Genomic DNA, 13,299 nt, shown 5'->3' on the forward strand with positions numbered 1-13,299 from the left:
TGCCGTTGCGAGGGTGTCCAGGTCGGTCGTCACACATCGACACTGGACGCCCTCGTCCTATGTCCGCAGGACATCCCTTGGACTCATTCATCTAGGGCTTTCGCCCGGTGCGGCGAGAGTGCGTGCCGGGCGTCGCGACGCCGCGGAGATCCATCAGAAGCCCCCTAGCCGGCGGCGCCGGTCAGGACCTCCGCGAGCGCCCGCAGGTTCACCCGCCCCCTCCCGTACGCACTCAGCGCACGGCCGCCCGGCTCGGGCAACCCGGTGCAGACGAGCACCGCGTCCGGCCGTGCGGCCAGCAGCGCGTCCCGTACCCGCTGCTGCCACGGATACAGCTCCGCGTCGCACACGGCGACGACCAACGGCCGCCCCTGCGCCGTCCGCAGGACGTCCCGTACGAGGTCCTCGACGGCCTCGGCGTCCTCCGGCTCCCCGGTGACCGCGGTCCCCGTGACCGTCGGGTCCAGGGACCGCAGTGCGGTCAGGAGGTCCTCGCCGCCCCAGTTGAGAGCGGGGTGCGGGGGCGGGAAGCAGTCCACGACGTGGGCGCCGCGCACCGGCTCGGGCAGGGGCCCCGTGCCGCGCACGGCCCGCCGTGCCGCCGCCAGCCCGGCCGTCTCGTCCCACGCGGCCACGTCGGCCGGGCGGTACGGCAGCACCGCGTAGCGCAGCGCGAGCCGCCGTACCCGCGCCGCGGCCTCGGTCACCCGCTCGGGGGCCAGTTCGCCGGATCGCAGGGCGTCGAGCACGGCGTCCCGGCAGGCGAGGGTGACCTCCAGATCCGGCACGGCGACGATGACCTGGTCCGCTCCCGCCGCGAGCGCGAGACGCGCCCCGGCCGCCTCGCCGTAGCGGTCGGCGATGGCCTTCATCTCCAGCGCGTCGCTCACCAGGACGCCGTCGAAGCCGAGTTCGCCGCGCAGCAGCTCGGAGAGGATCCGCGGACTGAGCGTGGCGGGCCGGTCCGGGTCGAGGGCGGGGAAGACGACGTGGGCGCTCATCAGCATGGGCACGCCCGCCTCGACGGCCGCCCGGAACGGCGCGAGGTCGAGCCGGTCGTACGGCCGCGGGTCGACCGCGAGCTCGTGGTGGCTGTCGGTGACGGTCCCGCCGTGGCCGGGGAAGTGCTTCGCGCAGGAGGCCACGCCGCGCGCCTCGGTGGCCGCGATCCAGGCCCGCAGATGCCGGGAGACGAGCTCCGGGTCGGCGCCGAAGGCGCGGGTGCGCACGATCGGGTTCTCGGGCCGGCTCTGGACGTCGGCCACGGGCGCGTAGGAGGCGGTGACGCCGAGCGAGAGCAGGTGTCCGGCCAGGGCGTCGGCGCAGGCGGCGGTGAGCGCCGGGTCGTCGGCGACGCCGAGCGCCCACGAGCCGGGCGCCTCGGGTGCGTCCGCGGCGACCAGGTGTCCGATGCCGCCGCCCTCGTTGTCGATGGCGATGAGCAGGTCCGGGCGCAACGCCCGCAGGGTGCCGGTGAGTTCGCGGACCTGGTCGGCGTCGCGGATGTTGCGGGTGAACAGGATGACCCCGCCCAGTCCGCGGTCGATGAGCCGTTTCAGGGGGTCGGGGACGGTCGTCGTGCCGTCGAAGCCCGCGACGAGACAGCGGTGGGCCGCCTCGTCGAGGGCCGCGGGAAGTGCCGGGCCGACGGGCCCGGAGGCGGAGTGCGTCACCTCCGGAATCCTCTGGCTCATCAAGCCGAAAGTCAATATTCGTATGGATGGCCGATTCAAAAAGTCGAGCGCCGGCTCGACGGCGGCCCCCTCCGGGAAGTCCGCGTTCCCGGTCACCCTCACGCACAAGTTCGGCACCACGACGATCGAGTCGGAGCCGAAGCGGATCGTCACCGTCGGACTCACCGACCAGGACTCGGCCCTCGCCCTGGGCAAGGCGCCGGTCGCCACCACCGAGGGGCCGGGCGTCCGGCAAGCCGGCCGGGGCGAGCGCTCCGACCGTCCTCAAGGACACCGGCACCGGTCCACAGGTCGAGAGGATCGCCGCGCTCGAGCCGGACCTGATCCGCTGCGTGTACGCGGTCCGGGCGGCCACGGGCCCCCGCGCGGTACTGCTGCTCGCGCTGTCGCGCGGGGCGCTCGACGTGCCCCTGGGCCAGGCCTGGCGCACGCTCCACGGCGATGCGCCCGACTGCGCGCCGATGCAGGCGCCGACCCGCAACCCCCTGGCGGATCCCGGGATCCTCGGCGCCAGTGCGGGCACCGCACCCGCAACCTCGGAGGCCGGTCGGGCGTCCATGTCACAAAGGGGATGATTCCGTCATCCCGACCGGCTCGTTCCGACGGGGGAACACATGAGTCCTGCTCGCATCCGCACCTACGGCGTCACGGCCGCAGCCCTTCTCGCTCTGGCGGCGACCACGCTCACCGCCGCCGACGCCGGAGCCTCGAACGCGGCCGCCGCGGCGCCGCAGACACGCCAGATCGCCTCTTCCGTTCTCGGCAGCGACTACAAGATCACCCTCACGGCCCTGCGGTCGACCGAGGACGAGTACGCCGCCTCGGTGCGCCTGCAGGTCTACACACAGGCGGGTGGCGTCTGGAAGGAGTCGGACCGCGTGACCGTGGCCGAGGTGGACGGCTGGTTCTGGTTCCCGCTCACGGGCCGGGGCGCCGTCTGCGAACTGTCGACCGCGAGCACCGAGCCCGCGCCGCTCACGGTGAGCCTGCTGCTCACGCCCTCCCTGGGCTGCTCCGACCCGACGCACTTCGTCGTCAAGCAGGGCAGGGTCTTCGCCGACTGAGCGGAAGCGGCCCGCACGCCACCCGCGGCGGCCCGCCGACCGCGGGACTGGTCGGTGGCCCGCCGACCGCGGGACTGGTCGGTGGCCCGATCCCCCTTCGGACACCGGCCCGACTCGCCGGTCGGGCGGGGAGCCGGCCAGGGCGCCCGGCGCTACTGTCGCCGGCATGGACCGTGATCGCCGAGCGTGGCTCCCCTGTCTGCTCGCCGGAGCCGTGTTCGCCGTGTGCATGGTCGGCACCACGCTGCCGACCCCTCTCTACGGCCTCTACCAGGACAAGTTCGGCTTCTCCGAGCTGACGGTCACCGTCGTGTACGCGGTGTACGCCTTCGGGGTCATCGGCGTTCTGCTGCTGGCGGGCAACGCCTCGGACACCGTGGGCCGACGGTCCGTGCTGCTGTGGGGCCTGGGCTGCGCGGCGGCGAGCGCCGTCTGCTTCCTGTGCGCCACCGGGCTGGGCTGGCTGTACGCGGGGCGGCTGCTGTCGGGGCTGTCCGCCGGTCTGTTCACCGGCGCCGCCACGGCCTACGTGATGGACCTGGCTCCGCCCGGCGGCGCCGCCCGGGCCACGTTCGTGGCGACGGCCGCCAACATGGGCGGACTGGGCTGCGGCCCGCTGCTCGCCGGTGTGCTCGCGCAGTACGCCCCCTGGCCGCTGTATCTGCCGTTCGTCGTGCATCTCGCCCTGGTCGCCTGCTCGGCCGTCGTCGTGCTTCGGCTGCCGGAGACCGTGCAGAACCTCAGACCGCTGAGCACGGTCCGGCCGCAGCGGCCCGGCCTGCCCGCACAGGTGCGCCCGGTGTTCGGACCGGCGGCGATCGCCTCGTTCGTGGGGTTCGCGTTGTTCGGCGTGTTCACCTCGGTCAGCCCCGCGTTCCTCGCCCAGTCCCTGGACGTGCGCGACCACGCGGTGAGCGGTCTGGTCGTCGCGCTGGCCTTCTTCTCCTCGACGGCCGGTCAACTGGCCGTCGGCCGGGTCGGGGTCGGCCGTTCGCTGCCGCTGGGCTGCGCCGCGCTGCTGGCCGGGCTGGCGCTGCTCGCGGGCGCGCTGCGCTGGGACTCGCTGACGCTGGTGGTGCTCAGCGCGATCGTCGGCGGGGCAGGGCAGGGCCTGGCGTTTCGCGGGGCGTTGGCCGCGGTGGCCGGGGCGTCTCCCCCGGACCGGCGCGCGGCGGTGATCTCGACGCTCTTCGTGGTGGCCTACACGGGCATCTCGGTGCCGGTGATCGGGGTGGGCGTACTGGCGGAACCGATGGGGCTGGAGGGCGCCGGGCTGGTGTTCATCGCGTGCATGGCCGTCCTCGTCTCGACCGCGGGCGCCTACCTGCTGCGGCGGCCGGTACCGGCAGGCAGGTGAAGACGCGCAGCCGTACGGGTGGGTTCGGTCCGTGGGCGAAGCGGGGCGGGGCCGACGGGCGTTGTGCAGAACCTGCAGAGCAACCTGCAGAACCCATCCTTCATCATCGGAAAGGCCCTTCGATGCGACGTACCGCTCTCCTCGCCGTCTGCGCCCTGGTCAGCGCCGCAGCCATGGGATTCTTCACCACCAGCGCGCTGCGCAGCCGCTGAGGCACGGGAACCGGGGCGGCCGTCCGGCCTCCCCGGCTCAGCGAAGGGCGCGCGAGTCGTCCGATGTCTCCTCGGACCGTTGCGTGCCGCCGGGATGCCGGAGTGCGCCGAGGAAACCGATGCCCAGGGCGATCGCCATGCCGTAGAACACCCACTGGTTGGCCTCGGCGAAGTCCATGCGGATCGCGGACATCGACTCCCGCACGGTGTCCGCGACCGCGCCGCCGCCGCTGAACCGCTGGTCGTCGGCACTGCCGGTGACCGACTCCGCGACGCTCCTGGCCGCGTCGCCCGCCGCCTCGGACGGCACTCCGCGCGACTCGAGCGTGTCCCTGACGTTGTCGGTCATGGAGTGGGTCAGCAGGGTGCCGAAGAGTGCCAGGCCGACGCTGGCGGCGTAGTTGCGGATCGTCTGGGTGACGCCGGTGACCTCGCCGTACGAGGCGTCGATCGCCCGGTTGACGGCGTCCGTCGAGGCGGGCGCGAGGATGAAGCCGATGCCGGCCCCCGCGAGGGCCGCGTAGGGCCACTGGTCGTGCATGGACAGGTCGGTCAACGTGCCCGCCCAGAGCGCGAAGCCGACCGCCCCGGCCGCGCAGCCGAGCTTCATGGCCGGCCGCGCGCCTCGTTTGTCGAGGATGCGGCCGCCCCACTGCGAGGCGAGCGCGAAGCCCGCGAAGAAGTACAGCAGGTACAGGGCCGCCTGGTTGGGCGAGGCGCTCAGGGACACCTGCGCGTAGACGGAGGCGAAGAAGAACAGCGGGACGAACGCGAGCATGGCGAAGAACAGCACGAAGGAGTCGACGACGAACGCGCGGTCGCGGAAGACCGCGAGTTTGACCAACGGATGGACCGTGCGCAGTTCGTAGCGGCAGAACACATACAGCACCCCGAGCCCGCCCACGACGCACACCCAGGTGACCGCGCTGTCCCAACCCCACGCCGACGCCTGCTGGAAGCCGAGCACGCTCACGCCCATGCCGACGGCGATGAGCGCGGCGCCCGGCACGTCCAGGGGTTCGTCGCGGCGGCGGTCGGACACGTGCGCCATGGCCGTCAGGATCAACGCGACGATCGCCACGGGCACGTTGACCCAGAAGATCGCCCGCCACGTCCAGTCGGTGAGCCAGCCGCCGAGCAGCGGCCCGATGGCCGTCAGAGCGCCGGTGACGCCGAAGAACAGTGCCAGCGCCCGCCCGCGCCGCTCCACCGGGAAGACCGCCACGACGACGGCCAGCGCCGCGGGGAAGAGCAGCGCGGCGCCCAGCCCTTGAGTGCTCCGGAAGACGATGAGCCAGGTCAGGGCGAAGTCGCCACGGGGGACGCAGCCGCACAGGACCGACGAGACCACGAACACCAGGGTGCCCGTCACCACGATGCGCCGAGGGCCGAGGAGGTCCGCCAGGCGTCCGCCCAGGGCGAAGAACGCGGCCAGGGCCAGTAGATAGGAGTTGACGACCCACTGCATTCCGGAGGCGGAGAGGCCGAGTTCGTCGACGATGGCCGGCGTGGCGATCGAGACGATGGTCTGGTCGATGAACGTCATCGCCACCGCGAACATCATGGCCGCGAGCGCGACCGACTGCGAAGGCGCACCACCCCCTGCGGACGCGCTTCCCGCCCGGTGCTTGGTGTACATGCCAGTCACCACTTCAGTCTGCCCCGGGGCGGCGGACGACGCATGCGCTGAGCTCACGGGGCGCTCCCCGCTCGTTCACTTCACCGTCTCGTACTGACCCAGGAAGCGGGGACGTCCCTCCTCCACCCGGTACAGAAAGAGCCCGGGTCCCGAAGAGATCTGCAGCGTCGTCCTGTTGAACGACAGTTCCTTGCTCACGCCCCGGTAGGCGAGCGTGCGCAGCCTGCGGGTCATGCCGCCCCGCTCGACCCCGTCCGGGCCGAGCAGGCGCAGCCCCTGCGCGGCCAGGCCGAGCGCGTCGTAGGCCTCGGCGGCGTAGGCGCCCACCTCGGCGACGCCGTAGCGCTTGCGGTAGGCCGCCGCGAAGGCCTTCGCCGTCGCCAGAGCCGACGGATCCACATAGGCGGCGGCGAACACCCACCCCTCGGCGTCGTCGGCCGCCTCCGTCAGGAAGACCGGCCCCAGCACCGGCTCCAAGGCCGCACACGGGCCGGCGAAACCCGCCTCGCGCACCGCGCGGGCGCACAGGGCGGCCCGGTGGGCGGAGTCTCCGGTGTAGACGAGCGCCTCGGCGCCGGCCGCGCGGGCCGCGTCGACGGCCGGGCGGAAGTCCTCGCTGTCGGCGGCGACGGTGTGGAGGGTGGTGGTGCCCTTGGACGGTGGGAACTCGCTGAGCGACCTGGCCTTCTTCCAGCCGGTCTCTCCCGCGGCCCGGTCCTCGAGGACGGCGGTCCGGTGGGCGGGCTCGACGTGGGTGAGGTACCACAGCACCGGTGTCGTCAGGGTCCTCTCGCTGGCCCTGAGCTGGTAGATCGCCTCGGCTGCGCTGTCGGACAGCTCCTCGTTCCCGGCGGACACGATCAGCGCGGGCAGCAGAGCCTTCTCGTACGTCTCCTTGGCGGCCACGGCGGTCGCGTCGGTCGTGGGGCCGATCACCGCGTACACCGTCTCGTCGGCCACGAAGGCGGCAGCGGTCCGCACCGCCCGGTCCGGCTTCCCGCCGTCGTCCCTGACCCTCAGTACGAGGTCGAAGTCCCGGTCCGTACGGGCGTTGTGGTGCTCCACGGCGAGCCGCGCGCCCCGCTCCTGGGCCTGCCCGAGGCTCTTCTGCCCGCCGCTCAGATCGGCGTGCAGCCCGATCAGGTATCGGGGGAGCGGGACCCCCGCCCGGCCGGTGGGCCCGCCGGCTCTGCCGCGGGACACCCACGCGGCCACGCCGCCGCCCGCGCCGAGCACCCCCAGGGCCGCCCCGAGGATCACGAGGCGCCGCCGTGCGGGCCGGGTGTCCACCCGGGTGTCGTCCAGGTCGGGCGGGTGCGGCGCCGGCAACTCCAGCACCCGTGCGGCTCGTTCGGCGATCAGCCCCGGGAGGGGAGCGGGCAGCCACCCGTCCTCGGCCGTACCGCCGGGGTCGAGGGCCGCGTGCACCTCCCGCGCCGACGGCCGGGCGCCGGGTTCCTTCGCGAGACAGGCGGTCAGCAGCGGCAGCAGCGGGTCCGGTACGCCGGTGAGGTCGGGGGTGTCGTGGACCGTGCGGTAGATGACGGCGGCCGGGGTGCCGGTGCCGAAGGGGCGGCGGCCGGTGGCGGCGAAGGCGAGGACACAGGCCAGCGAGAAGACGTCGCTCGGCGGGCCGACCCGCTCCCGACCGCCCGCCTGGGCCTGCTCGGGCGAGAGATAGCCCGGGGAGCCGATCACCACGTCGCTCGCGGTGAGCGCGGTCGCGTCCGCCGAGCGGGCGATGCCGAAGTCGATGAGGCGCGGTCCGTCGAGGGCCAGCAGGACGTTGCCGGGCTTGACGTCCCGGTGGGTCAGTCCGGCCGCGTGCACCTCCGCCAGCGCCTCGGCCAGCCGGGCGCCGAGCACCCGTACGCTCTCCGGCGGCAGGGGGCCGTAGCGCGCGACCGCGTCGACGAGTGGCGGCCCGGGGACGTACGCGGTGGCCAGCCAGGGCTCGCGGGCCTCCGGGTCGGCGGCGGTCACCGGCACCAGCCAGCGTCCGCCGGGCCGCCCCGCCGCCTTCCCTCCGCCTTCGGCCGGGGGGACCCCCGTCTCGCCTGGCTCGCCGAGTCCGGCCACCGCCTCCACCTCGCGCCGGAAACGCACCCGGAAGGCGGGGTCGGCTGCGTACTCGGCGCGGATCACCTTGAGCGCGACCAGCGCCCCGCCCCGGGTACGGGCCAGATAGACCACGCCCATGCCGCCCGCGCCCAGCCGGCCCAGCAGCCGGTGACCGCCCACGACAGGCGGGTCCCCGGGGCGAAGTGCGGCGACGGGCACGGTGCGGCGGCCCTAGGACGCCGAGGAGGGTACGGCGGCCGGACCCAGGAAACGGAACCTGCCGCCGTCGGCCCGGTAGCCGAAGACCGCGCCGCTCGCGGGGGCGACGAAGGACCCGGTGTCGGGGGTGAAGGCGAACGTCTTCGTCACGCCCTGATAGGTGGTCGCGCGCAGCGACTTGATCAGTTCGGGGCGCGTGGGCCGCTTCCCGGACTTGCGCAGCCCGTTGGCGATCAGGTTGACGGCGTCGTAGGCCTCCGCCGCGAAGTAGGCGGGGGCGTCGCCGAACCGTTTGCGGTGAGCGGCCGTGAAGTCGGCGGCCGTGGGCAGTTCGGTGGGGTCGACGCAGGTGGCGGTGATCAGCCAGCCGTCGCCGGCCTCGTCCGAAGCCTGGAGGAACTCCGTGGTCAGCGCGGCTCCCGGGGTGTATACCGGCCCGCCGAAGCCGGCCGCGGTCAGGGCGCGGGCGAAGGCGGCCGCGCCCGGCGCGTACCCGCCGTAGACGAAGGCGTCGGAGCCCGCCGCGAGCATGTCGGTGACGATGGGCCGGAAGGCGTCGGCGCCGGCCGGGACGACCCGCGGGTAGGGCGTGAGGCCCGCGTTGCGCACCAGCGCGTTGACCGAGCCGACGCTCTCCCAGGCGTAGTCGCCCGCACTGCGGTCCAGGAGCAGACCGGGCCGCCGGGAGGGGCCGCCGGCCGTCCGACTGGACGCGTACTGAGCGCCCAGAGCCTTCCCGCCGGCGGTCAGGAGCATGACGATGGACGCGGTGGCCTCGAGGTTGTTGGGGCGGGCGTGCAGGAAGGAGCGGTTCTCCACGGTGGTCAGGATGCTCGCCCCGGCGGACACGGAGATCAGCGGGAGCAGCGCCTCGTCGTACACAGCGAGGACCGCGCGGGCGGGGGTGTCGGACGTCGGGCCGAGGACGGCGAGCACGTCCTTGTCCTCGACGAACGCGCGCGCGACGGCGCCCGCCCGGTTCGCGTCGCCCCGGTCGTCGGCCGTCTTCAGGGTGAGCGTGAAGGGCTTGTCCTTACGGGCGTTGAACTGCTCGACGGCGAGCCGCGCGCCGCGCTCCTGCGCCTGGCCGAGGGCCTTCGCCGGGCCGCTGAGATCCGCCTGGAGCCCGACGGTCCACTGCCGGGACCCGCCCGTTCCCGCGCCGGACGCTGTCCCGTCACCGTCGTCGCGGAGTGCCGCCCAGACCGCCGCCGCACCACCGCCCGCCACCAGTACGGCGCCCGCCGCCCCCGCGACGAGGAACCGCCGCCGGCTCGGCGAGGCCTCGGCTGTGGCGGGCGGCTCGGCGACGGTCGGTTCGATGTCCGGCAGGGCGAGCATCGCGGCCGACCTCTCGGCGATGATCCGTACGACGTCCTCCGGCAGCCAGCCCGCCGGCTCGCCCGGGGTGTCCTCGATGATCAGCCCGTACAGCCCGGCCGCCGTGGGACGCTGGGCCGGGTCCTTGGCCAGGCACGGCCACAGCAGTACCAGCAACTGCTCGTCGATGCCCGTGAGGTCGGGCTCGTCGTGGACCGTGCGGTAGAGCAGGGCGTCCACCGCGCCGGTGCCGAAGGGCGGGCGGCCGGTCGCCGCGTACGCCAGCAGGCAGCCCAGCGAGAAGAGGTCTCCGGCCGGGCCGAGCGCGTCGGCGCGGGCCTCGGCCTGTTCGGGGGCGAGGAAGCCGGGGGTGCCGACGATCATGTCGGCGGAGGTGATCGCCGTGTCGTCGGCGGCCCGCGCGATCCCGAAGTCGATGAGCCGCGGCCCCTCCACGGCGAGCAGCACGTTGCCGGGCTTGACGTCCCGGTGCACCAGACCCGCCGCGTGCACCTCGGCCAGCGCCCCGGCCAGCATCTTGGCCAGGACGCGCACACTGCGGGCGGGCAGCGGCCCGCACTCGGCGACGGCCTCGGCGAGCGAGGGCCCGGGGACGAAGGCGGTGGCGAGCCAGGGCTCGGCGGCCTCCGGGTCGGCGCCCACCACGGGCACCGCCCAGGGACTGCTGACCCGTCGCGCGGCCTCGACCTCACGCCGGAAACGGGCCCGGAACTCGGGGTCGTCGGCGTACTCGGCCTTGATCACCTTTACGGCGGCCGGAGCGCCGTCGTCCGTGCGGCCGAGGTAGACCACACCCATGCCGCCGGCGCCGAGCCGGCCGAGCAGCCGGTACCCGGCGAGGGAGGAGGGGTCGGAGGGCAGCAGGGCGCCGGTCACTCGGCCACCTCCAGTTCGCTCTCCAGGCGGACCAGCATGGAACTCTGCGTCTCGGCCACGGCCGAGCTCAGCTCCTCGCCGGAGTGGCCCTGGGAGCCCCGGCAGGTGGTGGCGACGGTGACCTGGCCGATGCGGGCCTGGGTCCATATGTAGGGGTGGGGACCGCCCAGGGCGTCGCTCCGGTAGTCGCCGGTCTCGTAGAGCGCGTCCTCGGCGTATTCGTTGCCGTTCGTGCCGAACGGGATGCCGACGGAGTTGAGGCCGGAGACCTTCTCCCCCGCGCGCAGTGTCTGCTCCGGGCAGCGCAGCGCCTCCTCGAGGGTCGCTGCCTGTTCCCAGTCGGCGCCGTCCATGTCCTTGTGGACGGTGACGGTCGCGGCGACCCTGATCGGGCCCTCGCCGTCGGCGGCGGGGAGTTCGCTGTAGCGGGTGATGCTGGCGAGCACGTCGTCGGGCACGGGCTGCAGCTCCCAGACGCAGGAGTCGTCGAGGACCGGCCAGGTGCCCGGATCACTGTCCGGGGACGCGATGACGAAGCCGGCTCCCCACAGCTCCGGACCCGCGGCGACCTTGTCGGCCAGGCGCACGGCGTCCGCGCGGGTCTTCGGGGCTCGGTCGGGATCCAGGGTGACGTCGAGCGCGGTGGGCGCGGCGCTGGGGGCGGCCGAGGCTCCACCGGCCGAGTCGCCCTGGGCGTCCTCCCCCTGCGCGACCGTTGCGGTGGTCGTCTCCGCGGGCTTCGCGGTGGACTTCCCGTCGCCGGATCCGCCGCCATCGTCGGAACATCCCGTGATCAGCAGTAAGCCACTCGTCGAAAGGGCGCACAAGCCCCGTAAAAGCCCTCTGTCCACTGCTTCCGCCCCCCGGCGCTCCGCGCTGTCTCAGCGCTCTCCTGGGCCTCACTCAGGCACAGCAAAGCGTAGGACCGTTGGCCCACGCCTGTCCGGGTTACCGCACGGTTCGCCGGCGCCCTACGACCGGTGTGCGTGGTGCGCCGAGGGCGGTGAGCGGTCCCGTGCGGCACCCGGCTGCTTCGGCTACTCCGGCTGAGTCACCGTCAAAGCCCACCGGACGGCGTCCGACGAAGCGTCGACGCCCACGGTGAAGGAGCCTGGCCGCACGACGCCGGCGGCCATGGTCGCCGACCCCACGCCGACGCTGTCCGCCGGGCAGTCGACCGAGAACGCCGCGACCTCCGTCTCCTTCGACTGCATCGTCACCCGCACGCTGCCGCCGCCCTCGCACGCCACCGTGAGGACGGTCGGCAGACCGTCCCAGGCGCCGCCCGACGCGATCCCGCCGTCGCCGGTCCACTCCTGCACCCACACCAGGCCGTCCGGACCGGGATGGGGCAGCAAAGGATCCCCGACGGCGACGGCGGGCCCCGCTCCGACGCCTGTCAGGGCACAGGCGGCCAGCGCCGTCACGGCCAGGGCTCTCCTCGTTCGACTCACGTTCACTCCTCCGTGATCTGTCATGAACCCCACAGTCTGATCGGGTGATCGCACCCGGACCTGAGTACGGGTACTCAGCGAGGGTCAGGTCGGCCGGAACCCGTCCGTCCCAGGCGCGTCCCAGCGGGCAGGTGAGACCACCAGGTCAGACGATTGCGGCCGTCCCGGCATCCCAGTGGGCCTCGTTTCCTTGTCGGTCGTCGGTGCGCCCTGCCGGCGTCAGCCCGCCGGGCCCCCTCGGGGGAGGGCCCGGCACCCACCCCGCGCTTCGTCCGGGGAGGCGCTTCACGAGTCCGGCGCGTCCCGGGGACCGGCCGGCCAACCGCTCAGAGACGGCCGTCGCGGCGTACCCGGGCCGTCCGAGGTGCGCGGCGGCCCGGCCGGGTGGAAGCTGACGATCATGGGGCGCAAGGGTGTGCGGCGCGGTGCGGAGCACGACGTGGAGCGGCTTCTCGACGAGCTCCACACCACCGCGCCGTCCGGCTTCGTCGCCCGGCGCGCGGAGCTGGCCGCGGCGGCCGAGGCGGACGGACGCCCAAAGGACGCGCGTCGGATCCGGGCCGCCCGCCGCCCCACGCTCGCGGCCTGGGCGGCGAACCTGCTGCTGCGCTCGCAGCCGCAGGAGAGCCGGCGGTTCCTGGAGCTGGGGCGCGCCCTGCGCGAGGCCTACCGGACGCTGGACGCCGACGGGATCAAGGAACTGTCCGGGCAGCGCCGGAACGTCGTCTCGGCGCTGTCCCGGCAGGCCGCCGAGCTGGCGCGGGCGGCCGGGCACCGGCTGTCGGACGCGGCTCGGCAGGACGTCGAGTCCACCCTGCGCGCGGTGCTCGCCGACGAGGACGCGGCAGACCTGTGGGCCGCCGGACGTCTGGAGAGGGCCCTCACCCCGCCGGCGGACTTTCCGCCGGCCGATCCCTCGGCCGCCCGCACGCCGCGCAAGCCCGCCGAGGCCGCACCGCCGCCCTCGTCGTCACAGGCCGAGGACGAGCTCGCCGAGCGCCGCCGGCAGCGGCAGGCGCAGCTCGGCGAGGCCCGCCGGGCGGTCAGGGCCGCCGATCGACGGCTCGGGGAGCTGCGCGCCGAGCAGGCGGACGCCGACGGGGCGCTGCGGCAGGCCCACGACCGGCACGAGGAGGCCGGACGGCGGCTGTCCGCCGCCGAGGAGCAGCTCCGACAGGCACGCGAGGACCTCGAGCGAGCCGACCAGGAGGAGAAGGAAGCCGGGCAACGGCGTCGGGCGGCCGCCGCCGCCGCGGCCCGGGCGGACCGGGCCGCACGGGACGCCGCACGGGAGGTGGAGCGCCTGGCCGGACCCGCCCGGTAGATCGAGGTCCGATCCCGCCTGGTCAGGGGCGTCCGGTGATGCGACGCTGGAGGCAGCG

General features: G+C 74.2%; 9 protein-coding genes and 1 pseudogene. 4 read left to right on the forward strand and 6 right to left on the reverse strand.

What is annotated here, in order from left to right:
* Positions 1 to 164 precede the first annotated feature (164 nt).
* Complete coding sequence (locus AB0J04_RS21740) at positions 165 to 1,694, reverse strand: glycoside hydrolase family 3 N-terminal domain-containing protein (protein ID WP_363170181.1); 1,530 nt, start codon at positions 1,692 to 1,694, stop codon at positions 165 to 167.
* A gap of 22 nt (positions 1,695 to 1,716) precedes the next feature.
* On the opposite strand from AB0J04_RS21740, the pseudogene AB0J04_RS21745 reads away from it, so the two are divergent.
* The 3 genes and pseudogenes from AB0J04_RS21745 to AB0J04_RS21755 all read left to right on the forward strand — a co-directional run.
* A pseudogene (locus AB0J04_RS21745) lies at positions 1,717 to 2,227 on the forward strand (hypothetical protein); the annotation flags it as partial.
* A gap of 81 nt (positions 2,228 to 2,308) precedes the next feature.
* Positions 2,309 to 2,758, forward strand: coding sequence for a hypothetical protein (locus tag AB0J04_RS21750; RefSeq protein ID WP_363170182.1), 450 nt, complete (start codon positions 2,309 to 2,311; stop codon positions 2,756 to 2,758).
* 166 nt (positions 2,759 to 2,924) lie between these two features.
* Positions 2,925 to 4,115, forward strand: coding sequence for an MFS transporter (locus AB0J04_RS21755; RefSeq protein ID WP_363170183.1), 1,191 nt, complete (start codon positions 2,925 to 2,927; stop codon positions 4,113 to 4,115).
* A 249-nt stretch (positions 4,116 to 4,364) separates the two neighbouring features.
* Here AB0J04_RS21755 and AB0J04_RS21760 read toward each other — a convergent pair whose 3' ends face one another.
* From AB0J04_RS21760 to AB0J04_RS21780, 5 genes are all read right to left on the reverse strand, one after another.
* The gene (locus AB0J04_RS21760; protein WP_363170184.1) at positions 4,365 to 5,966 is read right to left on the reverse strand and encodes an MFS transporter; all 1,602 of its coding nucleotides are present in this window, start codon (positions 5,964 to 5,966) and stop codon (positions 4,365 to 4,367) included.
* Between the two features lie 75 nt (positions 5,967 to 6,041).
* The gene (locus AB0J04_RS21765; RefSeq protein ID WP_363170185.1) at positions 6,042 to 8,207 is read right to left on the reverse strand and encodes a bifunctional serine/threonine-protein kinase/ABC transporter substrate-binding protein; all 2,166 of its coding nucleotides are present in this window, start codon (positions 8,205 to 8,207) and stop codon (positions 6,042 to 6,044) included.
* Positions 8,208 to 8,258: 51 nt separating this feature from the next.
* Entirely contained in the window at positions 8,259 to 10,463 is a 2,205-nt protein-coding gene (locus tag AB0J04_RS21770; RefSeq protein ID WP_363170186.1) for a bifunctional serine/threonine-protein kinase/ABC transporter substrate-binding protein, read from the reverse strand.
* Complete coding sequence (locus AB0J04_RS21775; protein ID WP_363170187.1) at positions 10,460 to 11,290, reverse strand: hypothetical protein; 831 nt, start codon at positions 11,288 to 11,290, stop codon at positions 10,460 to 10,462. The genes AB0J04_RS21770 and AB0J04_RS21775 overlap by 4 nt, the downstream gene beginning before the upstream one ends.
* A gap of 210 nt (positions 11,291 to 11,500) precedes the next feature.
* Positions 11,501 to 11,917, reverse strand: a complete 417-nt coding sequence (locus AB0J04_RS21780; protein WP_363170188.1) for a hypothetical protein — start codon at positions 11,915 to 11,917, stop codon at positions 11,501 to 11,503.
* A 400-nt stretch (positions 11,918 to 12,317) separates the two neighbouring features.
* Here AB0J04_RS21780 and AB0J04_RS21785 point away from each other — a divergent pair, with 400 nt between their 5' ends.
* Positions 12,318 to 13,241 (forward strand): hypothetical protein, encoded by a 924-nt coding sequence (locus AB0J04_RS21785; protein ID WP_363170189.1) that lies wholly within the window; start codon positions 12,318 to 12,320, stop codon positions 13,239 to 13,241.
* The last annotated feature ends 58 nt before the right edge of the window (positions 13,242 to 13,299 follow it).

The organism is Streptomyces sp. NPDC050263, assembly GCF_040655955.1.
GTDB lineage: Bacteria > Actinomycetota > Actinomycetes > Streptomycetales > Streptomycetaceae > Streptomyces.